At 63.3% G+C, this 25,957-nt stretch carries 25 protein-coding genes, 1 tRNA gene and 1 pseudogene; 22 read left to right on the top strand and 5 right to left on the bottom strand.

Annotated features, from left to right (window positions below; all coding sequences use genetic code 11):
- Positions 1-51: 51 nt before the first annotated feature.
- The 8 genes from hisF to tatC all read left to right on the top strand — a co-directional run bounded on the left by hisF (position 52) and on the right by tatC (position 4,175).
- Entirely contained in the window at positions 52-825 is a 774-nt protein-coding gene (gene hisF, locus C4B30_RS15775) for an imidazole glycerol phosphate synthase subunit HisF (protein ID WP_027783356.1), read from the top strand.
- Positions 825-1,241 (top strand): phosphoribosyl-AMP cyclohydrolase, encoded by a 417-nt coding sequence (gene hisI / locus C4B30_RS15770; protein WP_027783357.1) that lies wholly within the window; start codon positions 825-827, stop codon positions 1,239-1,241. Before hisF ends, hisI begins: the two co-directional genes overlap by 1 nt.
- A complete protein-coding gene (locus tag C4B30_RS15765; RefSeq protein ID WP_027783358.1) occupies positions 1,238-1,603 on the top strand; it encodes a phosphoribosyl-ATP diphosphatase in 366 nt (121 codons plus the stop codon). Before hisI ends, C4B30_RS15765 begins: the two co-directional genes overlap by 4 nt.
- A gap of 70 nt (positions 1,604-1,673) precedes the next feature.
- A complete protein-coding gene (locus C4B30_RS15760) occupies positions 1,674-2,066 on the top strand; it encodes a DUF4870 family protein (protein ID WP_027783359.1) in 393 nt (130 codons plus the stop codon).
- 28 nt (positions 2,067-2,094) lie between these two features.
- Complete coding sequence (locus C4B30_RS15755) at positions 2,095-2,460, top strand: histidine triad nucleotide-binding protein (RefSeq protein WP_027783360.1); 366 nt, start codon at positions 2,095-2,097, stop codon at positions 2,458-2,460.
- A gap of 94 nt (positions 2,461-2,554) precedes the next feature.
- Positions 2,555-2,785 (top strand): Sec-independent protein translocase subunit TatA, encoded by a 231-nt coding sequence (gene tatA / locus C4B30_RS15750; protein WP_006751795.1) that lies wholly within the window; start codon positions 2,555-2,557, stop codon positions 2,783-2,785.
- Between the two features lie 26 nt (positions 2,786-2,811).
- Positions 2,812-3,345, top strand: coding sequence for a Sec-independent protein translocase protein TatB (gene tatB / locus C4B30_RS15745; protein ID WP_027783361.1), 534 nt, complete (start codon positions 2,812-2,814; stop codon positions 3,343-3,345).
- A gap of 41 nt (positions 3,346-3,386) precedes the next feature.
- A complete protein-coding gene (tatC, locus tag C4B30_RS15740; protein WP_027783362.1) occupies positions 3,387-4,175 on the top strand; it encodes a twin-arginine translocase subunit TatC in 789 nt (262 codons plus the stop codon).
- Between the two features lie 204 nt (positions 4,176-4,379).
- On the opposite strand, the gene C4B30_RS15735 is transcribed toward tatC, so the two are convergent.
- A complete protein-coding gene (locus tag C4B30_RS15735) occupies positions 4,380-5,585 on the bottom strand; it encodes a Do family serine endopeptidase (protein ID WP_006494427.1) in 1,206 nt (401 codons plus the stop codon).
- A gap of 21 nt (positions 5,586-5,606) precedes the next feature.
- Between C4B30_RS15735 and C4B30_RS15730 the strand changes: the two genes are divergently transcribed.
- The 7 genes from C4B30_RS15730 to C4B30_RS15700 all read left to right on the top strand — a co-directional run bounded on the left by C4B30_RS15730 (position 5,607) and on the right by C4B30_RS15700 (position 10,747).
- Positions 5,607-6,353: a Nif3-like dinuclear metal center hexameric protein gene (locus C4B30_RS15730; protein WP_027783363.1), complete on the top strand. Its 747-nt coding sequence runs from the start codon at positions 5,607-5,609 to the stop codon at positions 6,351-6,353.
- 218 nt (positions 6,354-6,571) lie between these two features.
- On the top strand, positions 6,572-7,192 hold the full coding sequence (gene petA, locus C4B30_RS15725) for a ubiquinol-cytochrome c reductase iron-sulfur subunit (protein WP_027783364.1): 621 nt from the start codon (positions 6,572-6,574) through the stop codon (positions 7,190-7,192).
- Positions 7,192-8,574, top strand: a complete 1,383-nt coding sequence (locus C4B30_RS15720; protein ID WP_027783365.1) for a cytochrome b — start codon at positions 7,192-7,194, stop codon at positions 8,572-8,574. The genes petA and C4B30_RS15720 overlap by 1 nt, the downstream gene beginning before the upstream one ends.
- 21 nt (positions 8,575-8,595) lie before the next feature.
- Entirely contained in the window at positions 8,596-9,354 is a 759-nt protein-coding gene (locus C4B30_RS15715; RefSeq protein ID WP_089499500.1) for a cytochrome c1, read from the top strand.
- Between the two features lie 94 nt (positions 9,355-9,448).
- On the top strand, positions 9,449-10,060 hold the full coding sequence (locus tag C4B30_RS15710; protein ID WP_006400565.1) for a glutathione S-transferase N-terminal domain-containing protein: 612 nt from the start codon (positions 9,449-9,451) through the stop codon (positions 10,058-10,060).
- Between the two features lie 70 nt (positions 10,061-10,130).
- A complete protein-coding gene (locus C4B30_RS15705) occupies positions 10,131-10,652 on the top strand; it encodes a ClpXP protease specificity-enhancing factor (RefSeq protein WP_027809263.1) in 522 nt (173 codons plus the stop codon).
- A 19-nt stretch (positions 10,653-10,671) separates the two neighbouring features.
- Positions 10,672-10,747 (top strand) — tRNA-Thr (locus tag C4B30_RS15700).
- 150 nt (positions 10,748-10,897) lie between these two features.
- Here C4B30_RS15700 and C4B30_RS15695 read toward each other — a convergent pair.
- Positions 10,898-11,129 (bottom strand): annotated as a pseudogene (locus C4B30_RS15695) (phage tail protein); the annotation flags it as partial.
- Between the two features lie 531 nt (positions 11,130-11,660).
- Between C4B30_RS15695 and C4B30_RS15690 the strand changes: the two are divergent.
- A complete protein-coding gene (locus tag C4B30_RS15690; protein ID WP_105132675.1) occupies positions 11,661-12,143 on the top strand; it encodes an RICIN domain-containing protein in 483 nt (160 codons plus the stop codon).
- Between the two features lie 86 nt (positions 12,144-12,229).
- A complete protein-coding gene (locus tag C4B30_RS36305; protein WP_442778458.1) occupies positions 12,230-12,856 on the top strand; it encodes a hypothetical protein in 627 nt (208 codons plus the stop codon).
- A 69-nt stretch (positions 12,857-12,925) separates the two neighbouring features.
- Here C4B30_RS36305 and C4B30_RS15675 read toward each other — a convergent pair whose 3' ends face one another.
- Entirely contained in the window at positions 12,926-13,660 is a 735-nt protein-coding gene (locus tag C4B30_RS15675) for a LytR/AlgR family response regulator transcription factor (RefSeq protein ID WP_105132674.1), read from the bottom strand.
- A gap of 1 nt (position 13,661) precedes the next feature.
- Positions 13,662-14,696: a sensor histidine kinase gene (locus C4B30_RS15670; RefSeq protein ID WP_199779071.1), complete on the bottom strand. Its 1,035-nt coding sequence runs from the start codon at positions 14,694-14,696 to the stop codon at positions 13,662-13,664.
- A gap of 379 nt (positions 14,697-15,075) precedes the next feature.
- On the opposite strand from C4B30_RS15670, the gene C4B30_RS15665 reads away from it, so the two are divergent.
- Together C4B30_RS15665 and C4B30_RS15660 are read left to right on the top strand one after the other, a co-directional pair.
- Positions 15,076-15,618, top strand: a complete 543-nt coding sequence (locus tag C4B30_RS15665) for a hypothetical protein (RefSeq protein ID WP_105132672.1) — start codon at positions 15,076-15,078, stop codon at positions 15,616-15,618.
- A 317-nt stretch (positions 15,619-15,935) separates the two neighbouring features.
- The gene (locus tag C4B30_RS15660; protein ID WP_027783368.1) at positions 15,936-16,139 is read left to right on the top strand and encodes a hypothetical protein; all 204 of its coding nucleotides are present in this window, start codon (positions 15,936-15,938) and stop codon (positions 16,137-16,139) included.
- Between the two features lie 59 nt (positions 16,140-16,198).
- Here C4B30_RS15660 and C4B30_RS15655 read toward each other — a convergent pair whose 3' ends face one another.
- The gene (locus C4B30_RS15655; protein WP_105132671.1) at positions 16,199-16,999 is read right to left on the bottom strand and encodes a transporter substrate-binding domain-containing protein; all 801 of its coding nucleotides are present in this window, start codon (positions 16,997-16,999) and stop codon (positions 16,199-16,201) included.
- A 369-nt stretch (positions 17,000-17,368) separates the two neighbouring features.
- On the opposite strand from C4B30_RS15655, the gene C4B30_RS15650 reads away from it, so the two are divergent.
- The 3 genes from C4B30_RS15650 to C4B30_RS15640 are packed head-to-tail and all read left to right on the top strand — an operon-like array spanning position 17,369 to position 25,683.
- The gene (locus tag C4B30_RS15650; protein WP_105132670.1) at positions 17,369-20,548 is read left to right on the top strand and encodes a type VI secretion system Vgr family protein; all 3,180 of its coding nucleotides are present in this window, start codon (positions 17,369-17,371) and stop codon (positions 20,546-20,548) included.
- Positions 20,549-20,605: 57 nt separating this feature from the next.
- Positions 20,606-25,252, top strand: coding sequence for an RHS repeat-associated core domain-containing protein (locus C4B30_RS15645; protein WP_105132669.1), 4,647 nt, complete (start codon positions 20,606-20,608; stop codon positions 25,250-25,252).
- Entirely contained in the window at positions 25,249-25,683 is a 435-nt protein-coding gene (locus C4B30_RS15640; protein ID WP_155257338.1) for an SMI1/KNR4 family protein, read from the top strand. Before C4B30_RS15645 ends, C4B30_RS15640 begins: the two co-directional genes overlap by 4 nt.
- The last annotated feature ends 274 nt before the right edge of the window (positions 25,684-25,957 follow it).

Here is a 25,957-nt window from a genome sequence, read left to right as displayed (position 1 = left end):
GCGCGAGGCTTCCGCAACCGGCCGTCCCAACGCGGCATTTGGCGCAACATCATGGCTCTAGCTAAACGCATCATCCCTTGCCTGGACGTGACCGCCGGGCGTGTCGTCAAGGGCGTCAATTTCGTCGAGCTGCGCGACGCCGGCGACCCCGTCGAAATCGCCCGCCGCTACGACGACCAGGGCGCCGACGAACTGACTTTCCTCGACATCACCGCGACGTCCGACCAGCGCGACCTGATCCTGCCGATCATCGAGGCCGTTGCGTCGCAGGTGTTCATTCCGCTGACCGTCGGCGGCGGCGTGCGCGCCGTCGAGGACGTACGGCGCCTGCTGAACGCGGGCGCGGACAAGGTCAGCATGAATTCGTCGGCGGTCGCGAATCCGCAGCTCGTGCGCGACGCGGCCGACAAGTACGGCTCGCAGTGCATCGTCGTCGCGATCGACGCGAAGCGCGTGTCGGCCGACGGCGAGACGCCGCGCTGGGAAGTGTTCACGCACGGCGGCCGCAAGAACACAGGCCTCGATGCGATCGAATGGGCGCGCAAGATGGCCGAGCTCGGCGCGGGCGAGATCCTGCTCACGAGCATGGACCGCGACGGCACGAAGTCGGGCTTCGACCTCGCACTCACGCGCGGCGTGTCGGACGCAGTGCCGGTGCCGGTGATCGCCTCGGGCGGCGTCGGCTGCCTGCAGGATCTCGCGGACGGCATCAAGGACGGCCGCGCCGACGCGGTGCTGGCCGCGAGCATCTTCCACTACGGCGAGCACACGGTCGGCGAGGCGAAGCGCTTCATGTCCGACCAGGGCATCGCGGTGAGGCTGTGATGAATACGGAAACGAAATCCCTGCCCGCGTGGCTCGACAAGGTCCGCTGGGACGACAACGGCCTCGTGCCGGTGATCGCGCAGGAAGCGTCGACGAACGACGTGCTGATGTTCGCGTGGATGAACCGCGAGGCGCTCGCGAAGACGATCGAGACGCAGCGCGCGGTCTATTATTCGCGTTCGCGCAAGCGCCTGTGGTTCAAGGGCGAGGAGTCGGGCCACGTGCAGCACGTGCACGAGGTGCGGCTCGACTGCGACGAGGATGTCGTGCTGCTGAAGGTCGAGCAGGTGTCGGGCATCGCATGCCACACCGGCCGGCATTCGTGCTTCTTCCAGAAATTCGAAGGTACCGTGGACAGCGGCGACTGGGTCGCGGTCGAGCCGGTGCTGAAAGACCCCGAACATATCTACAAATGACGCAATCGACCGAAGACACGCTGCTGCGCCTCGCGGCCGTGATCGATAGCCGCAAGGGCGGCGATCCCGATCAATCGTACGTGTCGCGCCTGTTCCACAAGGGCGACGACGCGGTGCTGAAGAAGATCGGCGAAGAGGCGACGGAAGTCGTGCTGGCCGCGAAGGACGTGCGCCAGGGCGGCGCGCCGGGCGCGCTCGTCGGCGAGGTGGCCGACCTGTGGTTCCACTGCCTCGTGATGCTGTCGCATTTCGACCTGAGCCCGGCCGACGTGATCGCCGAACTCGAGCGCCGCGAAGGCTTGTCGGGCATCGAGGAAAAAGCGCTGCGCAAGCGCCGCGAGCGCGAGGAAAACGGCGGGTGACACGCAGGCCCCGCCGCGGTGGCAACAGTGCGGTAAGCTGTAAGAATTGTCATCTAACGGGGGTAGCATCATGAACGAAACGTCGAACCAGTTTCCGACGCCGGCGGTGCCGGGAGCAGCGGATGCCGAACGCCTGAACGGGCTGCGCACGCTGACCCACGTGCTGTACGGCCTCTATGCGATTCACTGGCTAACGGGTGGCGTCACGGGCATCATCGCGATCATCATCAACTACGTGAAGCGCGGCGACGTGGCCGGCACGCCGTACGCCGATCACTTCGAGTGGCAGATCCGCACGTTCTGGCGCGCGCTGATCGCCTACGCGATCGGGTTCGCGCTGATGTTCGTCGCGATCGGATTCGTCGTGATGTTTGTCACATGGATTTGGACGCTGTACCGTATCATCAAGGGTTGGCTGTACCTGAACGACAACAAGACGCTCGATCCGCAGGCGTGGTTCTGACCGGCGCACGGGCGTTTGCAGGAGCAACATGAGTCACGATCCGAATTGCCTGTTCTGCAAGATCGCGGCAGGCGAGATCCCGAGCACGAAGGTGCACGAGGACGACGAATTCGTCGCGTTCCGCGACATCCGCCCGGCGGCCGACACGCACGTGCTCGTGATTCCGCGCCGGCACCTGCCGACGCTGTCGGCGGCGGGTGAGGCCGATGCGCCGATGCTCGGCCGGCTGATGCTGCTCGTCGCGCGTCTGGCCGACCAGCTCGGGGTCGCGTATACGGGCGGCGAAACCGGTTTTCGCACGGTGATCAACACGGGCCCGGGCGGCGGGCAGGAGGTCTACCACCTGCACGCGCATATCCTGGCCGGCCCGCGCCCGTGGCAGCGGATGGGTTGACGGCGCGGGGCGTTTCCCCGCATCCGATGGTCGAAGCCGGCGCGTTGCCGGCGATTTGCGCCGCATGGCGGCGTGGTTGAGGAGAGGTTTCATCATGGGTGGATTGAGCATTTGGCACTGGCTGATCGTGCTGCTGATCGTCGCGCTGGTTTTCGGTACGAAGAAGCTGCGCAACATCGGCAACGACCTCGGCAGCGCCGTGAAGGGTTTCAAGGACGGCATGAAGGAAGGCGAAACGCCGGCGGACGCGCAGCAATTGCCGCGTACGGGTACGGTCGACGTCAACGCGAAGGAAACGACGCGTTCCGATTCGAACAAGGCGTAACGCCGGTACGCTGACAGGCATTCGCGATGCTGGATCTCGGTCTTTCGAAGATGGCGCTGATCGGCGTCGTCGCGCTCGTGGTGCTCGGCCCCGAGCGCCTGCCGCGCGTCGCGCGTACGGCAGGCGCGCTGTTCGGCCGCGCGCAGCGGTACATCAACGACGTGAAGGCCGAGGTCTCGCGCGAAATCGAACTCGACGCGCTGCGGACGATGAAGACCGATTTCGAATCGGCCGCGCGCAATGTCGAGACGACGATTCACGACAACCTGCGCGAGCACGAGAAGGACCTGAACGACACGTGGCATTCCGCGGTCGGGGGGCTTAACGAGGCTTCCGGCGATGCCGGGTCGTACGGTTCCAATACGCCGGCGGCGCCGTCGTGGCGCGGCGGCAGTTCGGCCGCGCTCGCGCCGAAGCGTCGCAACTGGCGCATCAAGCAGGCGGCGACGCCTGTCTGGTACAAGCGCGCGACGACCCGCCGCACGCACGTGCAGTCGGGCGCCGCGCGTGTCGCGCGCCACCAGCCGGCCAGCCTGCGCCGGCCGACGCGCTTCTTCTGAGTCGAGCGCATGCTCGCTCGTCAATCCTACCGAGGGCCGGTGTGAGCGACCCCCAGCAGAACCCGGGCGACGCCCCGGAAGAAACCTTCATTTCCCATCTCGTCGAGCTTCGCGATCGCATCATTCGCGCGGGGCTGGCCGTGATCGTCGTGTTCCTCGGGCTCGTCTACTGGGCACCCGACATCTTCAGGCTGCTCGCGCGGCCGTTGATGGAGAACCTGCCGAAAGACGGCAAGATGATCGTCACCGACGTCACCGGCTCGTTCTTCGTGCCGATGAAGGTCACGATGCTCGTCGCGCTCGTGATCGCGCTGCCGATCGTGCTGTACCAGATCTGGGCGTTCGTCGCGCCGGGGCTGTACCAGCACGAGAAGAAGCTCGTCACGCCGCTCGTCGGCAGCAGCTACGTGCTGTTCCTGTGCGGGATGGCGTTCGCGTACTTCCTCGTGTTCCCGACGATCTTCCGCGTGATGGCGCACTACAACGCGCCGCTCGGGGCCGAGATGACGACCGACATCGACAACTACCTGAGCTTCGTGCTCGGGATGTTCATCGCGTTCGGCGTCACGTTCGAGGTGCCGATCGTCGTCGTGCTGCTCGTCCGGATGGGCGTGCTGTCGCTGAAGAAGCTGAAGGAGATGCGCCCGTACGTGATCGTCGGCGCATTCGTGGTCGCGGCGGTCGTCACCCCGCCGGACGTGTTCTCGCAATTGATGCTGGCGCTGCCGCTGGTCGTGCTGTTCGAGATCGGGCTGCTGGCCGCGCGGTTCTTCGTGCCGAAGAAGCCGGTAGAAGAAGGCGAGGCGGGGAACGGCGAAGCCGCGGGTTGACGGCGCGGCGCCGGGCGGCTTTCCGGGCCAGGCCGGATTGGCTCAGTACCGCCGTGGGCCGGCCGGCGCGTGGCAAAGCCACCTTCCCGGCATCAGACATCGCTTGAAGCAAAGCAACAGGGCAGCCAATCGGCTGCCCTGTTTCATTTCCGCGTCGCGTTGCGTTGCGTCGCGACCGGCAGGCGGTGCGCCGCCCGCCGCGCCTCATTCGCTGTCGCTGTCCTGCTCGTCGAGCGTCTGCTTCGGCGGCGGCGGACGCTTGCCGATCACGACGTTCACGTCGAACTGCTTGCCCTTGCGCACGACGTGCACCTTGGTCGGCGTGCCCGGCTTGATCTGCGCGACGACGTTCAGCAGCTTCGTCGTGTCGGTGATGTCCTCGCCGTTGACGCTCACCAGGATGTCGCCCGGCTTGATGCCGGCCTTGTCGGCCGGGCCGCCCTGCAGCACGCCCGCGACGATCGCGCCCGATTTCTGCTGGAGCCCGAACGACTCGGCGATTTCCGGCGTGACGTCCTGCGGCTCGACGCCGATCCAGCCGCGCGTGACCGAGCCCGTCGTGATGATGCTTTCGAGCACCGTGCGCGCGGTCGAGACCGGAATCGCGAAACCGATGCCGAGCGAGCCGCCCGAGCGCGAGTAGATCGCCGTGTTGATGCCGAGCAGGTTGCCGTTCACGTCGACGAGCGCGCCGCCGGAGTTGCCGGGGTTGATCGGCGCGTCGGTCTGGATGAAGTTCTCGAACGTGTTGATGCCGAGGTGGTTGCGGCCGAGCGCGCTGATGATGCCCATCGTCACCGTCTGGCCGACGCCGAACGGGTTGCCGATCGCGAGCACGACGTCGCCGACGCGCGACTGGTCGGAGCGGCCGAGCGTGATCGTCGGCAGGTTCGTCATGTTGATCTTCAGCACCGCGAGATCGGTTTCGGGATCGCTGCCGATCACCTTCGCGGTGGCCGTGCGGCCGTCGGCGAGCGCGACTTCGATCTGGTCGGCGCCGTCCACGACGTGCTGGTTCGTTAGAATGTAACCTTCAGGGCTCACGATAACGCCGGAGCCGAGGTTGGCGGCCGGCTCGTCCTGCTGCTTGCGGGCGTTGCGGTCGCCGAAGAAGTAACGGAACAGCGGATCCTTTGCGCGCGGGTCGGGCGGCAGCGAGCCGTCCTTGCTGGAGAACACGTTGACAACGGCCGGCATCGCCTTCTGCGCGGCTTCGGCATACGACGTGGTCGCCGGTGCGCCGCCGATGCCCGGCGCGACTTCGCGCAGCGCGACGATCGGCGTGGCGAGCTGCTTGCCGAGCTGTCCTTGCCGTTGCAGCCATTGCGGCTTGAGCGTCACGACGATGAACATCAGCGCGAGCAGTACGGTCACCGCCTGCGCGAAGAACAGCCAGAAGCGTCTAAGCATCTGAATGGATTAGAGGTTTATATGGATCGGATCGAACTTGAATTGTACTTGAACAATACCCTTGAAACCGCGCGCTTCAAGGACTATTGCCCGAACGGCCTCCAGGTCGAAGGGCGCCGCAAGATCGAGAAGATCGCCACCGGCGTGACGGCGTCGGTCGCGTTCCTCGAAGCCGCGCTCGAATGGGGGGCGGATGCCGTGCTCGTCCATCACGGCTATTTCTGGCGCAACGAGGCGCCGCAGATCACCGGCCGCAAGTATCAGCGTCTGAAGCTGCTGCTCGCGAACGACCTGAACCTGTTCGCGTTTCACCTGCCGCTGGACGCGCATCCCCAGTTCGGCAACAACGCCCAGCTCGGCGAAAAGCTCGGCCTGATCGGCGAGCAGCGTTTCGGCGAAGGCGACCTGGGCTGGATGGCGACGCTGCCGATGCCCGTCACGCTCGAGCACTTCGTCGCGAAGGTCGAGCGCACGCTCGGCCGTACGCCGCTCGTGCTCGGCGATGCGGACACGCAGCTGCGCCGCATCGCGTGGTGCACGGGCGCCGCGCAGAGCTATTTCGACGCGGCGATCGAAGCCGGTGCGGACGTGTTCCTGACCGGCGAGGTGTCCGAGTCGACCACGCACGCGGCGGCGGAGAGCGGTGTCGCGTTCGTTGCGGCGGGGCACCATGCGACCGAGCGCTACGGAATCCAGGCGCTGGGGCGCCACTTGTCCGAAGAATTCGATCTCGAACACCTTTTTATCGATATTCATAATCCGGTCTGAGCGACGGATTTGCGGCAGCGCATCGAAATTTCTCAATGTAGCGAATGCTTAAAAGAGAAATGATTTAATCGCTCCGATAGTGGGGGATAACCCTTAACTATCAAACACTTCGAAGGGATTTTCATCTCCGGGCCTTGTAAATGACGACTCCATTCGCGCAAACTAGCGGCGGAATGAAAAGTCGTGACGGAAAATCCAACTCAGAAGTGGGGCGTGTGATGCGAGACAAGGAAGAGAAACGCGTCGACAGCGGCCGCCGTACCTGGCTGATTGCGACATCCGTAGCAGGTGGCGTAGGAGGCGTAGCCACCGTCATACCTTTCGCGGCGTCGCTTGCGCCGTCCGCGAAAGCGAAAGCGGCCGGTGCGCCGGTCGAGGTCGACATCAGCGGCCTGAAGCCCGGCGAAATGTTCACCGTGCCGTGGCGCGGCAAACCCGTCTGGATCCTGAATCGCACCGATTCGATGCTGGCCGACGTGGTCAAGGCCGACAAGGAAGTGGCCGATCCGACCACGAAATCCCCGTATTCGATGCCGTTGCCCGCGTATTGCGCCAACGAATATCGCGCGCGGACCGATCGCAAGAACATTCTCGTCGTGATGGCCGTGTGTACGCACCTCGGCTGCACGCCTAGCCAACGCTTCACGCCGGGTCCGCAGCCGAACCTGCCGGACGACTGGCCGGGCGGTTTCCTGTGCCCGTGCCACGGTTCGACCTACGACCTCGCCGGCCGCGTGTTCAAGAACAAGCCGGCGCCTCAGAATCTCGACATCCCGCCCTACATGTTCACGTCGGCGACGACCCTCGTGATCGGCAAGGACGAGAAAGGAGAAGCGTGATGGCCGCCGACAACAAGGAAGTCTCCACGACAGGTTTCACCGGCTGGATCGACCAGCGCTTCCCGCTCACGTCCACCTGGAAGAAGCACGTATCCGAGTACTACGCGCCGAAGAACTTCAACTTCTGGTACTTCTTCGGCTCCCTCGCGCTGCTGGTGCTCGTCAACCAGATCGTCACGGGCATCTTCCTGACGATGAACTACAAGCCCGACTCGACGCTCGCGTTCGCGTCGGTCGAGTACATCATGCGCGAGGTGCCGTGGGGCTGGCTGATTCGCTACATGCACTCGACCGGTGCATCGATGTTCTTCGTGGTCGTCTACCTGCACATGTTCCGCGGGCTGCTGTACGGGTCGTACCGCAAGCCGCGCGAGCTCGTGTGGATTTTCGGCTGCGCGATCTTCCTGTGCCTGATGGCCGAGGCATTCTTCGGCTATTTGCTGCCGTGGGGCCAGATGTCGTTCTGGGGCGCGCAGGTGATCGTGAACCTGTTCTCGGCGATCCCGTTCGTCGGCCCGGACCTGTCGCTCTGGATTCGCGGCGACTACGTGGTATCAGACGTCACGCTGAACCGCTTCTTCGCGTTCCATGTGATCGCGATTCCGCTCGTGCTAGTCGGGCTCGTCGTCGCGCACCTCGTTGCGCTGCACGAAGTCGGGTCGAATAACCCGGACGGCATCGAGATCAAGGCGAAGAAGGACGAGAAGGGCATCCCGCTCGACGGCATCCCGTTCCACCCGTACTACTCGGTGCACGACTTCCTTGGCGTATGCGTGTTCCTGATGGTGTTCGCGCTGATCGTGTTCTTCTCGCCGGAGATGGGCGGCTACTTCCTCGAGGCGAACAACTTCGTCCCGGCGAACCCGCTGCAGACGCCGCCCGAGATCGCGCCGGTCTGGTACTTCACCGCGTTCTACGCGATGCTGCGGGCGACCACCGACCCGTTCAAGATCGTGCTGATGATCGTGATCGCGCTGCTCGGCGTGCTCGCACTGATCCGTGCGCGCGGCAAGTGGAAGATCGGGTTGCCGGTGCTGGCCGCCGCGATCGTCGTGTTCATGTACCTGACGGAGTCGAAGTTCTGGGGCGTCGTGGTGATGGGCTCGGCGGTGATCACGCTGTTCTTCCTGCCGTGGCTCGACCGCAGCCCGGTGAAGTCGATCCGCTACCGGCCCCTGTTCCACAAGGTGTTCCTCGGGATCTTCGTCGCGGCGTTCCTTACCCTCGCGTTCCTCGGCACGCGACCGCCATCGCCGGCGGCGACGCTGATCGCGCAGGGCTGTGCGTTGATCTACTTCGCGTTCTTCCTCGGCATGCCCGTCTGGACGCCGCTTGGCACGTTCAAGCAGCCGCCGGAACGGGTGCGCTTCAAGCCCCATTAACGTGAGCGAGGAGAGAACGACATGAAGAAACTGCTTTCGACACTCGCGCTGATCGGGGCGACCGCCTGTGCGCTGCTGGCGGCGCCGGCCGTGCGGGCGGAGGGTAATTTTCCGCTCGACCGGGCGCCCGATAACACGGAAAATCTCGTTTCGCTTCAGCACGGCGCGCAATTGTTTGTAAACTATTGCCTGAACTGCCACAGCGCGAACCTGATGCGCTACAACCGTCTGACGGATCTGGGCATATCCCAGAAGGAGATCGAAGCGAATCTCCTGTTCACGACCGACAAGGTCGGGAACACGATGTCCGTCGCGATGCGGCCCGACGACGCGAAGAACTGGCTCGGCACCACGCCGCCCGACCTGTCGGTCGAGGAGCGCGCGCGCGGCCGCGACTGGCTGTATACGTATCTGCGGAGCTTCTACCGCGACGATACGCGGCCGACCGGCTGGAACAACGCGGTGTTCGAGAACGTCGGCATGCCCCATGTGTTGTGGCAGCTGCAGGGGCAGCGCGTAGCCAAATTCGAAGACAAGACGGACGAGGAGACGGGCGAGAAGGTCCACACGCTCGTCGGCTTCCAGCAGGTCACGCCGGGCACGCTCTCGTCGCCCGACTACGATGCTGCGGTGGCCGACCTGGTGGCCTATATGACATGGATGTCCGAGCCGGCCCAGCAGACCCGCAAGCGCCTCGGCGTGTGGGTGCTGATCTTTCTCGGTGTCCTGACTTTCCTGGCCTGGCGGCTGAATGCCGCGTACTGGAAAGATATCAAGTAAACACGCCTGACCGGCGTGGGGCCGGCGCAAGGCGGAACCCGTGAAAGGGGTTTCGCCGCGTGCCGGCCCTCGGCTTTTTTGAGGAAACGCAAATATGATGGTTCTGTATTCCGGCACAACTTGCCCGTTCTCCCAGCGTTGCCGGCTGGTGCTGTTCGAGAAGGGCATGGACTTCGAAATCCGTGACGTCGACCTGTTCAACAAGCCGGAAGACATTTCGGTGATGAACCCGTACGGTCAGGTGCCGATCCTGGTCGAGCGCGACCTGATCCTGTACGAATCGAACATCATCAACGAGTACATCGACGAGCGCTTCCCGCATCCGCAACTGATGCCGGCCGACCCGGTGCAGCGCGCACGGGCGCGCCTGTTCCTGCTCAACTTCGAGAAGGAACTGTTCGTTCACGTCAGCACGCTCGAGAACGAGAAGGGCAAGGCGGCGGAGAAGAATCACGAGAAGGCCCGCCTCGCGATCCGCGATCGCCTGACGCAGCTCGCGCCGATCTTCGTGAAGAACAAGTACATGCTCGGCGAAGAGTTCTCGATGCTCGACGTCGCGATCGCACCGCTGCTGTGGCGCCTGGATCACTACGGCATCGAGCTGTCGAAGAACGCCGCGCCGCTGATGAAGTATGCCGAACGGATCTTCAGCCGCCCGGCCTACATCGAAGCACTGACGCCGTCCGAAAAGGTCATGCGTCGTTAATGTTGCAATGAAGGCATGACGGAGCGGCGGCGCGGCGTGCCGCGCGCCCGCTCCGGGTTCGAGGATTGTGATGCAAGAGATTTCAACGAAGCCTTATCTGCTGCGCGCGTTGTACGAATGGTGCACCGATAACGGTTACACGCCGCATATCGCGGTGAGGGTCGACAACTCGACGCGCGTGCCGCGTCAGTTCGTGCGTGACGGCGAGATCGTGCTCAACATCAGCTTCGAGGCGACGAGCCAGTTGCAGATGGGCAACGAGTGGATCGAGTTCACGGCCCGGTTCTCCGGGAAGGCGCACAAGATCGAGATTCCGGTTGCCAACGTGCTCGCGATCTATGCACGCGAGAACGGGCAGGGCATGGCGTTCCAGGTCGATGCGGTCGCAGGCGAAGGCGAGGATTCGGGCGCGTTCGACGACGATGCCGTGCCGGCCGATGACGCGCAGCGTGACGAGTCCGTATCGCCGTTGGCGCCCGTCGCCGACAGCGGCGCGAACGAGGAGCCGTCCGAAGGTGCCGACGAACCGCCGAAAACCGACGGCGACGGCTCGAAAGGCGGCAGCAGACCTCGCCTCAAGATCGTGAAATGAGGTAGAATCTCGCGCTTACGCCGGCTTAGCTCATCTGGTAGAGCAGTTGATTTGTAATCATCAGGTGGCGGGTTCGAGTCCTGCAGCCGGCACCAATACCGAAGCGGGTCCCAGAGATGGGGCCCGCTTTTTTTTGTTCTACAAAAGTGCGCACGTTCTACAAACGACAAAAGGCATGTCGAGATGTCGAAAGGTAAGCAGTGCCCGTGAGTTTCCGTCACCTTATTCCAGATCGGCATACAGGCGTAGCCGGCATCGGTGTTCGTGTCTTGCAGGTCCCAGAACACGTCGCGGCTGATGCCGGTGACGCCGTTCACTACGTCGTTCGAGATCGTCTTGTGCCAGCCGGTTTCTCATCGATCTTTGCGCGCATGCCGAGCGCGCGGTCGCCCAAATGATGTCCTCGGCGTCGATCGCCGTGTTCCAGTTCACGAAGTCCGGCCAGCTCGTCATCAGTTCGCGCTGACCGAAGTTCGCGCCAGCTCGGCAGCCATTGATCTCAATGACGCGTACGCCGTGGTGGTAACTAGAAGGCATGCAATCTTCCGGAAGTGAGGCTCCGAAAGATTGCCTTCCGCGCGCGCGGAGATCACGCGCGAGAGGTTGTGCAGCGGCTAGGCACAACCATTTTCGCGGTAGGAGCTCCGCGGCGATGAACGACTGCGGCGAGCATGCGCCCCGCCGCACCTAGTAGATGAGCGTTTGCCGAAGAACAACAGGCAAGTCACCGGTCGCAACCCGGGGGGTTACGAAACTGGAATGCGGCACGGGAATTATGTATTCCATCCTCGCCTGCGTCGAATATTGAATCGGTCTCAATTTTCTTTGGTGTGTAATCAAGTGTAATTGAGCATCAGAGGCTATTCATCTAATTTATATCCAGGTGAGCACCGGTACGGGTAACTCGCCGATACCTTTGAATCGCGGGTCGCTCCGGACTTGTATTTCAAGGGTGAATTTAAGGTTGACAATGTTGATTATTTTCGAAGCTATCTTAGGGGAAATATCATGAGCGACGTGGTAATCGAGTTCACCGCGGACCTGAGCCGCTGTATCGGAGTTAAGCCTGACTCTAGCGAGGGTGGCTTTGTAGGTCCAGGCTCGCCGTTAGAGCTACGCTCTCTGACCGACCCGGTGGTACTAAACGTATGGAATTTTAATGCTACCCTCGGGACCTTTATTCTGGATTTCACCGACATTCCAGGCGAAAAGAGGTTGGCGATCGATTTTGCCGGAGGAAAGGTCGCTGCCGAAACGCCCCTCGTCGTGAATTACTATACCGGTGCGATATCTCAGCGGTGGAGCCTCACTATGCGTCCGGGATATATCACATCGCTAGCAAACCGGAATCTCGTGATGGACGATCATTTCGACAGTTTGCAAAGCAACAACGTGATTTGGGCGTATCCCTATAACGGGACGCAGGCGCAGCGATGGACAGTGCGTAAGTTGTTGGATGCGGTAGCCGCCAAAGCGCCTCGATACGCGTAATTGTTTCATTTTGGCCATGGTCGCCACCATCCCGGCCGAAATTGCCATCGCGTCGCATCAGAAGGGGCCATCTGGCCCCTTCGTATATGAGCGAATTACTTGGCGCGCCGCCATTTAAGCGTGGCTTTACCCCGTTATCAACACGCAGCAATGTGCAGGGTGTCGAACTCACTCAGGCGTGCGGTCGCGACCTGGTGATAGGCCGGCGCTCTTCGCCGCGGGAGGAACGTGCCCGACCCGGCGAAGGGGGCCAGGACGACGCCGCCGGTTGGCGACAGACGCACGACGTCGCGCGCGAGCTGCGCGGACTTCTCAGTCATGTGGCGCTTCGGTGTGCCAGGCGTTCCGAGAATACGCCCGGCAACATCAACGAGCTGTCGCAGTCGCTTGCGGCGACCGCGAGCGGTCCCGCGCGGGCGCGTGCCGTCGCCGCGTTTCTCGCCCAGCATCCGGACGTGTTCGGATCGTTCAAGACCGCGCACGACTCGGCATACCTGTACTATCCCGGGCATGATCACAGTCCGGATGCGGTGCGTACGTCGCAGGCGCTCCCAGTCGGGCAGTGTGTTTCCGAGTTCAATTACTCGATCGACCTGAGCCATGCCCAGTGCGTCTCCGGGCAGCGAATTCGGGCATACAGCCTGTCGTTCATCAAGGACAAGGGACGCGTGATGCTGCGAACGGGCGTGCTCGGACTCGACTCCTGCAATTGAACTGCGCGCCGCCGTACGGAATTGTGCCCTGCCGCATCTGTCGGGTAAGCGGCATGGCGGCAGATAGCGTCACATCTGCCTGAACAATCCCGCATACGCGCGACTGACCGGCAGCATCTCCCGCTGCCCGTGCACGCGAATCCGCAACCGCCCTAACAGATCGCGCTCGATACGATCGATCGCTGCATACGCAACGATCACGCCGCGATGCACTTGCGCGAACCGCTCCGGATCGAGCCGCAGCATCAACTCCTTCAACGGCGTGCGAATCACGAGCCGCTCCCCGGCCGTGACAATTTCCGTGTACTTCTCCGATGCCTGGAAATACAGCACGTCGTCGACCGGTACGAGCCGCGTCGCATTCTTCACGCCGACGGTCAGCCAGCGGATCGGCGCGGCATCGCGCACTTGCGCGGCCTGCGTCAGTGCGTCCGCATATGCGTCGGCCGGCCCGCCACGCTGAAGTTTTGCGATACAGCGCAGCAGCCGATCGTCCGTCACCGGTTTCAGCAGGTAATCGACCGCCGAGCGATCGAACGCATCGACCGCATATTCGTCGTAGGCCGTGACGAACACGACATGCACGCCCGGCGCCAGCGCAGCGAGCTTTAACCCGTCGATGCCGGGCATCCGGATGTCGAGAAACGCGATGTCCGGGCGCGGCGACGCGTTCAGCGCGGCCAGCGTTTCGACGCCGTTGCGCGGCATCGCGACGATCTCCAGTTCGGGCCAGAGTTGCCGCAGCCGCTGCGCGAGCGACGCTGACAGGTTTGGTTCGTCGTCGGCGATGAGGGCGGTCGGCATGTCAGTCGAGTGGAATCAGCAGGGTCGCGGTGACGCCGTGCGCGGTACCGGCATTCGTTTCGACGGCGACGCGGCCGCGTTCGCCATGCAGCGTCCGGATACGCGCGGCGACGTTGGCGAGCCCCACGCCGCCGTGCAGGCGCGAGTCGCCTTTGCCGAGGCCGACACCCGTGTCGATCACGTTCAACTCGAGCATGCCGCCTCGCATCCTGCCGCGAATGACGATTACGCCCCCGTCGAGCGACGGCTCGATGCCGTGCAGCAGCGCATTCTCGACGAGCGGTTGCAGCAGCAGCGGCGAGAATGGCAGCGCGTGCAGATCGGCCGGCACGTCGACTGTGTACGACAGCCGCTCGCCGAGCCGGATCGATGCGATCTTCAGCAGCGCGTCCACGAGTTCGAGTTCCTCGCCGAGCGTCGACGTCGTATCGCGGGTGCGCCGCAGGCTGGCGCGCAGGTAGCGGTTCAGGCTGTCGAGCATCGTCGAGGCACGGGCCGGATCGCGTTCGATCAGGCTCTGCACGTTCGCGAGCGTATTGAACAGGAAATGCGGTTCGATCTGCGCCTGCAACAGCGCCAGGCGTGCGGCCGTCTCGGCCTGCCGGGCTTCGGCGGCTTCGCGTCGCTCGGTTTCGAGCGTCGCGCGCATGCGCATCGACTGCAGGAACAGCGACACGCACACGAACAGCACGGCCGACACGAGGAACGACGGCCCGTAGTTGTCCCATGTTCCGATGCGGGCGTGCCCGAACGCATGCGGCACATCCCCGCTGATGATCGCCGCCGCGATCTCGAATCCGACGAACACGCTGGCCGGTGCGATCACGACGGCCTTCAACGCGAGCCCCGGTTTGCGCGGCAGCAGCCGGTCGGCGGCGCGGCTGAACAGCAGCGCGCAAAACCCGATCGCGTTGGCAACGACGAGGTACGGCAACAGGGGTTCGCCGACATGCACGACCCAGAAGCCCAGCCCGACGGCCGAGTTGAAGCATGCGAACGCGAGCAGCGTGAGCGGGCCGCGCAACCGCTTCGGCATGGCGCCGGCAGGCGACTGCGGGATCGGCGAAGGGGCGGACGTGGCTCGCATGGTGTCGGGTAAGGGGCGCGTGACGCGGATGGCGTGACCTTAGCGCGGGATCGGCCGGCTGCGCGAGCGTTGCGACGAACGGCGCGCGGCTTCGACGGAGCGCTTCGGCAGCCGACGATTGGCCGATTTCCGTCATGAGTGTAGTGGAACGACGGGCGGAAGGACACCGGGCGGCGCGGGTTTCGCACCGTGCACGGAACGCCGAGCGGCCATCGGCTCGACACGCCCCTCGTCCGCGCATTCAGGCCGCTCGTCGCAAGCCCTGCCGCGTGTCGCGCCTGCGCAGTACGGTGTCGCCGTGTCCACTCCGATCAGGCGACCCCCGACCATGTCCGCGCTCTTCCACCTGAAGCCTTACGTGTACGTGATGTTCTGTGTGCTGCTCTATATCGGCATCAAGCGCTGCGTCCCGCGCGAGGTGCCGGCCGCCCGCCCGCTGGTTTCGCCGGTCGCGTTCGGGGTACTCGGCATCGTCAACCTGAACGGGCTCTTTCCGCATGCCGGTATCGAGGCGAACGCGATCGCGCTGGCGGCCGTTCTCGGTGGTGCGTCATTGGGCTGGCTGCATGCGGGCCGATGGCGGCTCGCGTACCGTGCGGCGCCGTCCGGCCTGCGCGTGCGTCTGCCGGGCGACGCGAGCCTGCTCGTCACGCTGATGCTGACTTTCGTCGCCGAAACCTGCCTGCATTACGCGATCGCCGTGCGCGCGCCGTGGGCGGCGACGGGCGGCTTCGTGATGCTATCGTTCGCGGTCTGGGGTGTGCTCGTCGGGATGACGCTCGGGCGCGCGGTGAACGTGGTCGTGCGCTGCATGCGTCATGCGAGCGGATCCGGAGGAAGCGGTTTCCCGTATCCGGTTGACTCGCGGTGAAGGGCGCGAACGCGATGCGGGATCGCCGTTGTCGGCCGGGTCGTATCGGGTGAAAGCGGCAGGTAAGGCGTGTCGTTTCGCCCCCGTTTCGCTGTCACGGCAGCGTCACGGTGCACCCCTAACGTTACGTTCCCGTCGCGGCGACATCGCCGGATCGGGCCGCGCGCAACCTGCCGGCGACGACGTGCCCGCGTCGCAGGCAGACACAACCGGGATCTCGCTCCCGGCGCCGCAGCGGTATATATCGCACCATTCCATTTGAGAACACGATCGACGCCGATTCCGACCGGATCGCGGACGATCAGGAGACACGAACCATGCTGAGCCCGCATGAATTCTCGATGCTGCTGCGCATTGCGCGTGCGCCGGACAGCGTCGATCAATCGAATCCCGCTTTCGCCGTGTTGGTCGAGAAGCGGTTGGTGGACCCTACGCAGGTGCGCGTGAATGCGGTGGCCGTGCGCCCGGCGCTGACGCCGATCGGCCAGATGCTGCTCGCGCGCTTCGACGAAGCGGCTTGAGGAGACGCGTCACGCGTTCATCGACATGAACGGCGTGACGCGTTGAAGCGCGCGATCGCTTACTGCGCGACCGGCACCGTCACGTCGCTGCCGAACCAGTGCGTCGAGATCTTCTTCAGCGTGCCGTCCTTGCGCAGCGACTCGAGCGCGTCGTTGATCGCCTTCTCGAACTTCGGGTTGCCCTTGCGGAACGGGATCGCCATTTCCTGCTTGCCGCCGTTCAGCACCGCCCCCGCGCGCAGCGGCAGGTTCGACGTCTTGATCATGTACGGCAGCATCAGGCGGTCGTCGAGCGTCGCCTCGATGCGGCCCGCGGCGAGATCGCGCAGCTTCTCCGGCGCGCCCGGATACGTCTGCACCTCGATGCCCGGCACGGTGCGCGCCATCTGGTCGTAGTTGGTGCCGAGCGTCACGCCGAGCTTCTTGCCCTTGAAATCATCGAGCGACTTGAAGTTGCGCGTGTCGTCCTTGCGCTGGATCAGCTGCGCGGCCGAGTACGTGTACGGTTCGCTGAAGTCGAGCGCTTCCTTGCGCTGCGGCGTGATCGTGACCTGGTTGACGATCACGTCGAACTTGCCGGCCTGCAGGCCGGCGATGATGCCGCTCCATTCGGTCGGGATGAACTGCGTCTTCACGCCGAGCTTGCCGGCGACCGCGTTCGCGACGTCGACGTCGAAGCCTTCGAGCTGGCCGGACGTGCCGCGCGAGTTGAACGGCGGATACGTGCCTTCGAGGCCGACGCGCAGCACGCCGGCTTTCTTCACGGAATCGAGCAGGTCTTCCGCGTGCGCGGCAATGGCCGTGAAGCCGAGGGCCGACGCGAGCAGCAGGCCCGACAACAGGAACGTCGAACGTTTCATCGTAGATCTCCAGTGTGCAGCGTTGTGTAACGAGCGCAGAGCGCCGGTCGGGACCGGCTGGGCCGGAATACGGGCACGTAGACACTACTCGCAACCGAGCCTTACCGGAAGTCGAAGTGGCCCTGATTGCAATCGATTTCATGGGGGAGAGGCGACTGACTTCCGGTGGCGTGGACACGAATCGGCTCCGCTGGGGGCGAGCAATTCGGTGAGCAGTCCCGCTCGAATATTTTCCGGTTGCACTCGAAATGTTCTTTTAAATCAGGTCATATTTCAGGTTCGTTCCATAATTTATCTGTAAAATCGCGCGAGCGGAATCAAACGCCGGCGCCATCCGAGGGCGCGTCAAAAGAAGAAAAGGCCGTAGTCATGAACATGCAGAACACAATTGCCGCGTTGCGCGGCGGGTTGCTTCAGCAGGACCGGCTGCTGAAGCTCGATACGCCGTTAGGGGCCAACGTGCTTACCGTGCAGCGCGCGGTCGGCCGTTCGCGCATCGGGCGCTCGTACGAGTTCACGCTCGACGTGCTGTCGACCGATAGCGATCTGGAACTTAAAAAGCTGATCGCGCAGCCCGTTACGTTGTGGATCCAGCAGGCGGATCGCAGCTATCGGCCGATCAACGGCTACGTGCATACCGCGCGCCGGCTCGGCGCCGATGGCGGCCTGACGACCTATCAGCTCGCGTTCGCCGATTTCACCCATTTCCTGAAGTTCCGCCGCGATCAGCGGCTCTGGAACGACACGACCGTCGACCAGATCATCAGCGACGTGCTGAACAAGCATCCGCAGGCGCAGGGCCATTTCCGCTTCGCGCTGTCGAAGCCGCTGCCGAACCGTTCGTACACGCGCCAGCACGATACCGACTGGCATTTCGTGCATCGGCTGATGGAGAACGAAGGGCTCTACTGCGCATGGCAGCAGGCCGACGACGGCAAATCGCATACGCTCGTCATCACCGACAATCTGCAGGCGTTCGCGCCGCTGTCGCCGGAGGCCGTGCGCTTCTATCACGGCGGCGCGGCGAGCGAAGCCGACGCGTTCACGCAATGGTCAGGTACGCGTACGCTGCAGAGCGTGATGCGCACGACGCGCACGTTCGACTACAAGAATCCTTCGCAGCCGTCGAACCCGAAAGGCACGTCGCTGCCGACGATGGGCGGCCAGGGCGACTTGCCCGACCAGCTCGAGGTCTACGAGTACACGGGCGCCTATACGTATCTGGACCAGACGCGCGGCGACCATCTGACGAAGGTCAAGATGGAGGAATGGGAATCGCAGGCAAAGCGCTTCCATGGCGCGGGTGGCGTGCGCGCCATCGATGCGGGCAGACGCTTCACACTGGTCGACCATCCCGAGCACGATCGCGACCCTGACGATCAGCGCGAATTCGCCGCGATCGAGGTGGCGTGGTGGATCGAGAACAACCTGCCCGTCGCGAGCGACAGCGCGGACTTTCCGTACAGCCTGCGCGATGCGTTGACGCAGGCGCAGGACGGCTACGGTGCCGATCCTGCGTTTCGCGTCCCGCACGAGGATGGTTCGACCGGCTTCTATCTCGTCGAAGTGGAAGCGCAACGCGCGAGCGTGCCGTATCGCAGCCCGTTCGAGCATCACAAGCCGGAGATGCATCTCGAGACGGCGATCGTCGTCGGGCCGCAAGGTGAAGAGGTCTATACGGATGACCTCAACCGGATTCGCGTGCAGTTCGTGTGGGACCGCCTGAACCCGGGCAACGAGAACGCGTCGTGCTGGGTGCGCGTCGTGCAGTCGGATACGGGGAGCGGCTATGGCGGCGTGCACATGCCGCGCATCGGCGAGGAAGTGCTGATCGACTACGTCGGCGGCGACTGCGATCGGCCGCTGGCGGTCGGCCGCGTGTACAACGGCGCGAACCAGCCGCAGTGGCATACCGACGGGATCCTGTCCGGATATCGATCGAAAGAGTATTCGGGTAGCGGCTACAACCAGCTCGTGATGGACGACGCGACCGGGCAGAACCGCGTGCAACTGATGAGCAGCATCGCGAACAGCCTGCTGCATCTCGGCTACATCATCGACCAGAGCGGCAATTCGCGCGGCTCGTATCTCGGCAGCGGCTTCGACCTGCGCTCGGATGCGTACGGCGCGGTGCGGGCGAGCCGGGGCCTGTACGTGACGACGCATCCGAAGGCGGCGAACAGCCAGCCGCTCGACGTGAAGGAGGCGCAGCAGCAGCTCGTGACGGGCGAGAGCCTGGTCGAGGCGATGTCGGGCGTGAGCGAGCAGCATCAGGCGGAAAGTCTCAAGGAAGCGCACGACACGATGCGCGCGTTCACCGACGCGACGCAGGACAGTGCGTCGGGCAACGCGTCCGGCGGACGTACGGCCGGCGGCGGCACCGGCAGCGCGAATGCGTTCAAGGAGCCCGTGATGCTGTTCGGCAGCCCGTCGGGAATCGGGATGTCGACGCAGCAGTCGCTGCACATGGTCGCGAACGATCACGTGAACGTCGCGAGCGGACAGAGCGTGCATGTCGCGGCGGGCAAATCGCTGATCGGCAGCATCGGGCAGAAGCTGAGCCTGTTCGTGCAGAACGCGGGGATGAAGCTGTTCGCGGGCAAGGGCAAGGTCGAGATCCAGGCGCAATCGGACAACGTTGAAGTGACCGCGCAGAAGGCCGTGAAGATCGTGTCGGCGACGGACCGGATCGAGATCGCCGCCGATCAGGGGATCTTGCTGACGAGCGGCGGCGGGTATATCCGCATTCAAGGCGGGAACATCGAAATTCATACGCCGGGTGCGGTGGATGTGAAGGGCGCGTCGCACACGTTCGCGGGGCCGGCGAGCATGGGGTATCCGCTGCCGAGCCCGCGGCCGGATCAGCCGGGGCAACTGGAGTTGTTTCACAAGTACGTGAACGGCGAGGCGGTGAAGGGCGGGTTGTTCACGGTGAAAGACGTGAACGGTGCGGTGCTGAAGAAAGGCGCGCTCGACAACAGCGGCTATACGGTCGTGAGTGGGTTGCCGCTCGGCGCGGTGCGCGTCGAGTTCGGGAAGGACCCGCGCGAGTCGGATCAGCCGGCGAACTATTTCAAGCAGGCGAAGTGGCCGGCGGAGCCGGTCACGCCCGCGCCCGAGGAAGCGCAGGCTGCGGCGACGGGGCAGCTTGCGAGCCAGTTGCAAGGGATCGCGCCTGCTGCTTCGACCGCTGCGATGGGACTTGTGAGCGGCGGTGGTGCGGGCGCAGCGCTGGGCGGGTTGGCGAGTTCCGCATTGCCGGCTGCGGCAAGTGCGCTGGGTGGTGCGGGCGTGGCGTCCGCGTTGCAGACGGCCTCGAGCCTGAGCGGTGCGGCGAAGCAGGTGGCCGGGATGGTGCAGGCTGCACGGCAAGGCGGGCTCGCGGCGCTGGCTGCGCCGGCGGCGAACGCGGCATCCGGGGCGCTGCAGGGCGCGCTGCCGGGTGTTGCCGGAATCGCCGGCAAGGGCGCGACGACTGTGGCATCGGCAGCCGGTGCGACCGGCATGAAGCTGCCGACGAGCGGGTTCGGTGGACCGCTGAAATCCTGAGAGGGCGGCGCATCAGCCGTCAAGCACAACTAAATCGCGATTCGAACGAAGAACAACATGGCACAACAACTTCCACCGGGCGCAGAGAAGGAACAGGCCGTTACCTGGCTCAGCGATGTTTCCGCCAAGGACGTCGCCGCGGTCGGCAACCGCTTCGACGCGTGGTTGCGCCGGATCAGCGGCAACCACATCACGTTCGAGGATGTGAAGACGTTTGCCGGCGCGGTGCCGATCGTCGGCAACATCATGGCGATGGTCGACGCGCTTGGCGATATTGCCGAAATCGTCGAGAAGCGCGGCGGCCAGGTGCTCGACTACATGAGCCTCGCGATCAACCTGCTTGGCATCATTCCGATTCCGCCGACGCTCGCGCCGTTCCGGATGTCGGCGCGTCCGCTGCTCGCGCTCGTTCGTCACGAATTGCTGATGACGCGCAACAATCTCGGCGCGGCGATCATCTCCGTGCTGGTCACGCATATCAACGCGACCTGCGCGACCGAGATCGAGGATTTTCTCAACAAGCTGAAGGCCGGCCTCGTCGAGCTGCTCGATGGATGCGCGTCGAAATCCGAGGAGCTCATGATCGCGCTGGCGACCGGCATGGACAAGGCGCTGCACGGGCAGCTCTTCGATGCCAACGCCAATCTGAAGCGCCAGCAACAGCTCGCCAAGAAGATGGCGGACGACCGGCCGTGGTACAGCCCGAGTCGGGTCGGTGACGGCATCCAGTTCGCGTACGAGGGTACCAAGGCGCTCGGCAAGGAGGTCGTCAACAAGACGGCGGGCACGATGGCGAAGCTCGCCCCGGATGCCTGGCTCGAGCCGTTTCGCGGCACGGTGACGTTCCTTCGGACCGAGGCGCCGAAGATCGCGACATCGATCCGTTCGCTCGCCGGTAGCGAAGAAGGCAAGATGATGTGGTTGGTCTTGCAACTGATCGAGGCCGTTGCGCGCGTCAAGGCGCGCGCGAAACTCCATGAGCAGAGCGCGGACGTCAAGGCGGGCGGGACGAGCCAGGCGAGGAAGACGCGGGAGCAGGAAGGGCTGGAGAAAGTCGGCGGGCAAGCACCGGCCGAAGGGCCTGGGAAGAGCGCGTGCAAGGCATGCGGGCTCGGCGCGTCGCCGGCATCCATCGATTTCGCATTCGGTGACGAGACGTTCTCGCACGTGGATTTCGACTTGCCGGGCGCGCTGCCGCTCGTTTGGGAGCGCACGTATCGCTCCCGGCTGTCCGCGTATGACAACGGCGAGTTGGGTGCGCGATGGATCACACCTTATACGACGCGAATCGACATCAAGAATGGTCAATGGATCTATCGCGATGCGGAGGGTCGCAGCATCGACTATCCGGTGCTCGCGGCCGGCGCGGTGCACGACGATCTATCTGAGAACCTGACGCTGTCGCGGCTCGACGATACGTGGGTGACGATCGCATACGGTCACGTAGCGCTGCACGTGTACGAGCGCCGGGGCGACGCGTTCCGGCTCGCGATGCAGAAGGATCGCGCCGGGAACACGATCACGTTGGACTACGATGCGCTCGATCGCCTTGCGCGCCTGATCGATTCGAGCGGCAATGTGCTTGCGTTCGAGCATGACAAGCATGGCCGGATCGTGCAGATCGAGCAGGTGCTCAAGGACGGTGAGCGCCGCACGCTGGCGAGCTACGAATACGATACAGACGGCGATCTCGTGCGCGCGGTCGATCGTCATGGCAATGCACGGACGTACCAATATCGCCGCCACCTTGTGACGCGCTATACCGATCGCACGGGCCGCGGGATGACGCTCGAGTGGGATGGTGCGGATGCCGAAGACAATGCCGATGCGAAGTGCATCCGCGAATATGCGGATGACGGCAGCCTCGATCTCCGACTCGCGTGGAATCCGAATATCCGTCTGACCTACGTGACCGACGCGCTCGGCCAGATGACGCGGTACTACTTCAACATCCACGGCTACGTGTACCGGATCGTGTATCCGGACGGTAACCAGGAGTGGTTCCGGCGCGATTCCCATCACAATCTGGTGCTGCATATCCGGCAGGACGGCAGTATCGAACGGCGGGAATACGACGCACGCGGCAATCTGGTTCAGCACCAGCGGGCGGATGGCGGCATCGTCGAGATGGCGTACGACGACAAGGATCAGATGATCCGGCTCGTCGATCCGAACGGCCATGTCTGGCAGCGCAAGTACGACGATGCGGGCAACCTCGTCGAGGAAGTCGATCCGCTCGAGCACGCGACGAAGTACGTCTACAACGACAAGGGATTGCCGACGCAGATCATCGACGCGAAGGGCGGTTCGAAGGCGCTCGAATACAACGATGCAGGGCAGTTCACGAGCTACACGGATTGTTCCGGAAAGAAGACGGAGTGGCGCTACGACGATATCGGCCGCGTGATCGAGACAAAGGACGCAGCCGGTGGCGTGGTTGCTTATGACTATGGTCCAAACGGTCAATTGACGGAGGTTCGCTCGCCGGCTGGTGTCGAGCAGGTGCAATACGATGCCGAAGGTCGCTTGTTGCGGCATACCGATCAACTCAACCGCTCGACGCGATACGGCTACGACGCAGCGGGCCGTATCGCGAACCGCGCCGATGCGCTCGGGCAGACGATTGCGTATCGCTACGATCGTCTCGGTCGCCTGACTGCGCTGACCGATGCGAACTTCGCGACGTACCAGTTCCACTACGATCCGGCGGGACGGTTGATCGAGGAAATCGGCTTCGACGGCAAGTCGACGCGTTACGAGTACGACAAGGAAAGCGGTAGCCTCGTTTCGGTTGACGAAGCGGGGTGCGTGACGTCGATTGACGTCGATGTGAATGGCCGTCTGATGAAGCGCGCCGCGGGGGAAAGCGAGGAACGGTTTGCTTACGATCCGAGCGGCAGGTTGATCGACGCTGTGAACCGATACAGCCGCGTGCAGTTCTTCTTCGATCCGGCCGGCAATCTCGTGCGCGAACATCACGCCTACGATCTGTTCGGCGAACGGCGCAGCTACGTCTGGCATCACGAATACGACGAACTCGGCAATCGGCGGCGCACGGTGCGGCCAGACGGTCATGCAGTCGACTGGCTGATGTACGGCTCGGGGCATGTGCACGGGATGCTGCTCGATGGCGAGGAGCGTGTGCAGTTCGAACGCGATGACCTTCATCGGGAGACGGTACGCGTGCTGTCGAGCAAGGTCGGGCAGCGCACCCACTACGATCCGGCCGGACGCGTGCTGCAGCAGACGGTCCAGCGATCGACGTCGCCGGCGCCGCTTGCCGAGCGGCGGTATCGCTATGACGCGGCGGGGCAATTGTCGCGGATCGAGGACAGCCGCAAGGGCGGGACCGACTATCGATACGATCCGGTCGGGCGATTGATCGAAGCGATCAGCCCGGTCGCGAAGGAGCGGTTTGCGTTCGATCCGGCGAGCAACATCATCGATCCGGTGCGGTCCGCGGAGGCACCTGCGTCCCGTCCGAGCCCGGTGCGGCCGGAAAGTACGTTGCCGGTCGAGGTGCCGAAGGTGCTGGGCAACCTGCTGAAGGCGTATGCGGGGATGCACTTCGAGTACGACGCGCGCGGGAATCTGGTGCGCAAGCGTACGCCGGCGGGTGAGCAGGAATATGAGTGGGATGAGTTCAATCGCTTGCTGGCGGCGCGGGTTGCGGAGACGTCGCGGCAGAGCGAGGCGCGGTATTTTTACGACGCGTTCGGCCGTCGGATCGCCAAGGAGGTGAACGGCGAGCGTACGGTGTTCGGATGGGATGGTGACACGCTGGCGTATGAAAGCGACGGCGAGCGCGGGACGCACTACATCTACGAACCGGGGACGTTTGTGCCACTGGCGCAGTATGTGGCGGGGCCGGTAGTAGGGATCGAGACGCCGGAATGGAAGAGCACGGACCGCTATGTGCCGGAGGAAGATCCGCTGCAGAAGATGCCGGAGCGGCGAGGCGACGCGGCGGTGTTCTATTACCACTGCGATCAGATCGGTACGCCGCAGCTGCTGACGGATGACGACGGTGACGTCGTGTGGGAGGCGTCGTACAAGGCGTGGGGCGAGGCGCGGGGGGTGATTGCGCGAGCGTCGAAGGCTGCGGGGATCGTGCCGGGGAATCCTCTGCAATTCCAAGGCCAGCAGGTCGATGCGGAGACGGGACTCGCTTACAACCGGCATCGGTACTATGATCCAGTCAATGGGCGTTTCATCAGCAAGGATCCTATTGGTCTGGCTGGTGGGGTAAATGACTATCAGTACGCACCTAACCCTGTTAGCTGGGTAGATCCTTCCGGTTTAAGTCGATTTAAAAAATCAAGTTGGGGACCATGCAAGAAGGGTACTGGGATTTCATATACGGTTTTCCAGCAGGACATTGATTGGAATATGGAGCATCGAGGTAAGACGAACCTGCAGCGCGCAATGGAGGGTGGTGCGCCTTTTCTGATGAAGGATGGGGTGCCGCAGCAGATTCAGTTGCATCATTCAAGGCAGCAATCCATTGGTCCGTTGTTTGAGGTGACAACTAGCACTCATAGAGCAGCAAGCGGTGCTGGCCGTGAAGCATTGCATCCCTACGGAAATCAAAAGAATCCAGAGTATCCTGTTGATCGTGGTGCATTCGACATTGACAGGCAGCAGTACTGGAAAGATCGCGCGGCAACGGCCAATGCATCTAGCAAGGGAGGTTGTGATTTATGATTCCATTGAAAGTCGAGCAGTATCTGGCTGCGGTTTCTGGTGACGTAGATAGGGCTGATCCTAAGGCGGCAGAAAAAGTACTTGTTAGCCTGGGCGTCGATTCCGGTTCGGAGTTTGGTGAATTTTATCTGAAATATCAGGGGGGCTTTATCAGTCCTCGCCCGGTTGCTGAGCTTCTGGACATCGAGGGGCCGGCGATTCCAGCGATTCCGGATCAGACGGATTACGTCCGAGATCGTTATCGTATTCCTGGGCAATATCTTGCCTTGACGTCGGATGAGAGTGAGGGGATGTATTTGTATAATATCGAGGATCGGGCTGTTTACGATCTCGATATCGTTGTATTGGATGATTTTGTAAGTGGGCGAGTGCCTGCCCGCTGGCAGACATTTAATGAATTCCTAATGTGGTATTTTGACGTGGTGCCTTGATGGGAAGGGCTGAAAACGCGTCCTTTGGTGTATTGGGAGTAACGAGGATTTATTGTTATCGTTGTTTATTTTTGACCAGATCGGTACGCAGCAGTTGCTAACGGATGACGACGGTGACTCGTGCGGGAGACGTCGTACAAGGAAGTGAGGCGAAGCGCCGGAAGTGATCGCTCGTGCGGGTTCTTTACCCTAAGCGAAAAATGATGGCTAAAGCGTGAGTGATAGGTACAACAGTAGATGCGATCCATGCAACTGAGACGGAATTGGCGTGAAC

It is taken from the genome of Burkholderia sp. BE12, from assembly GCF_002959955.1.
In the GTDB taxonomy this organism is placed as follows: Bacteria; Pseudomonadota; Gammaproteobacteria; order Burkholderiales; family Burkholderiaceae; genus Burkholderia.
Note: the sequence above shows the minus strand (reverse complement) of the source record. Positions and strands in the feature narration are given on the sequence as shown.

Coding starts and splice junctions, on each gene's coding strand:
- petA (WP_027783364.1), top strand. CDS start 6,572: ATGCGAGACAAGGAAGAGAAACGCGTCGACAGCGGCCGCCGTACCTGG.
- C4B30_RS15640 (WP_155257338.1), top strand. CDS start 25,249: ATGATTCCATTGAAAGTCGAGCAGTATCTGGCTGCGGTTTCTGGTGAC.
- C4B30_RS15665 (WP_105132672.1), top strand. CDS start 15,076: ATGTCCGCGCTCTTCCACCTGAAGCCTTACGTGTACGTGATGTTCTGT.
- C4B30_RS15755 (WP_027783360.1), top strand. CDS start 2,095: ATGAGTCACGATCCGAATTGCCTGTTCTGCAAGATCGCGGCAGGCGAG.
- hisI (WP_027783357.1), top strand. CDS start 825: ATGAATACGGAAACGAAATCCCTGCCCGCGTGGCTCGACAAGGTCCGC.
- C4B30_RS15655 (WP_105132671.1), bottom strand. CDS start 16,999: ATGAAACGTTCGACGTTCCTGTTGTCGGGCCTGCTGCTCGCGTCGGCC.
- tatA (WP_006751795.1), top strand. CDS start 2,555: ATGGGTGGATTGAGCATTTGGCACTGGCTGATCGTGCTGCTGATCGTC.
- C4B30_RS36305 (WP_442778458.1), top strand. CDS start 12,230: ATGAGCGAATTACTTGGCGCGCCGCCATTTAAGCGTGGCTTTACCCCG.
- C4B30_RS15765 (WP_027783358.1), top strand. CDS start 1,238: ATGACGCAATCGACCGAAGACACGCTGCTGCGCCTCGCGGCCGTGATC.
- C4B30_RS15735 (WP_006494427.1), bottom strand. CDS start 5,585: ATGCTTAGACGCTTCTGGCTGTTCTTCGCGCAGGCGGTGACCGTACTG.
- C4B30_RS15660 (WP_027783368.1), top strand. CDS start 15,936: ATGCTGAGCCCGCATGAATTCTCGATGCTGCTGCGCATTGCGCGTGCG.
- C4B30_RS15705 (WP_027809263.1), top strand. CDS start 10,131: ATGCAAGAGATTTCAACGAAGCCTTATCTGCTGCGCGCGTTGTACGAA.
- hisF (WP_027783356.1), top strand. CDS start 52: ATGGCTCTAGCTAAACGCATCATCCCTTGCCTGGACGTGACCGCCGGG.
- C4B30_RS15730 (WP_027783363.1), top strand. CDS start 5,607: ATGGATCGGATCGAACTTGAATTGTACTTGAACAATACCCTTGAAACC.
- C4B30_RS15675 (WP_105132674.1), bottom strand. CDS start 13,660: ATGCCGACCGCCCTCATCGCCGACGACGAACCAAACCTGTCAGCGTCG.
- C4B30_RS15720 (WP_027783365.1), top strand. CDS start 7,192: ATGGCCGCCGACAACAAGGAAGTCTCCACGACAGGTTTCACCGGCTGG.
- C4B30_RS15650 (WP_105132670.1), top strand. CDS start 17,369: ATGAACATGCAGAACACAATTGCCGCGTTGCGCGGCGGGTTGCTTCAG.
- C4B30_RS15715 (WP_089499500.1), top strand. CDS start 8,596: ATGAAGAAACTGCTTTCGACACTCGCGCTGATCGGGGCGACCGCCTGT.
- C4B30_RS15710 (WP_006400565.1), top strand. CDS start 9,449: ATGATGGTTCTGTATTCCGGCACAACTTGCCCGTTCTCCCAGCGTTGC.
- tatB (WP_027783361.1), top strand. CDS start 2,812: ATGCTGGATCTCGGTCTTTCGAAGATGGCGCTGATCGGCGTCGTCGCG.
- C4B30_RS15670 (WP_199779071.1), bottom strand. CDS start 14,696: ATGCCGAAGCGGTTGCGCGGCCCGCTCACGCTGCTCGCGTTCGCATGC.
- C4B30_RS15690 (WP_105132675.1), top strand. CDS start 11,661: ATGAGCGACGTGGTAATCGAGTTCACCGCGGACCTGAGCCGCTGTATC.
- C4B30_RS15760 (WP_027783359.1), top strand. CDS start 1,674: ATGAACGAAACGTCGAACCAGTTTCCGACGCCGGCGGTGCCGGGAGCA.
- C4B30_RS15645 (WP_105132669.1), top strand. CDS start 20,606: ATGGCACAACAACTTCCACCGGGCGCAGAGAAGGAACAGGCCGTTACC.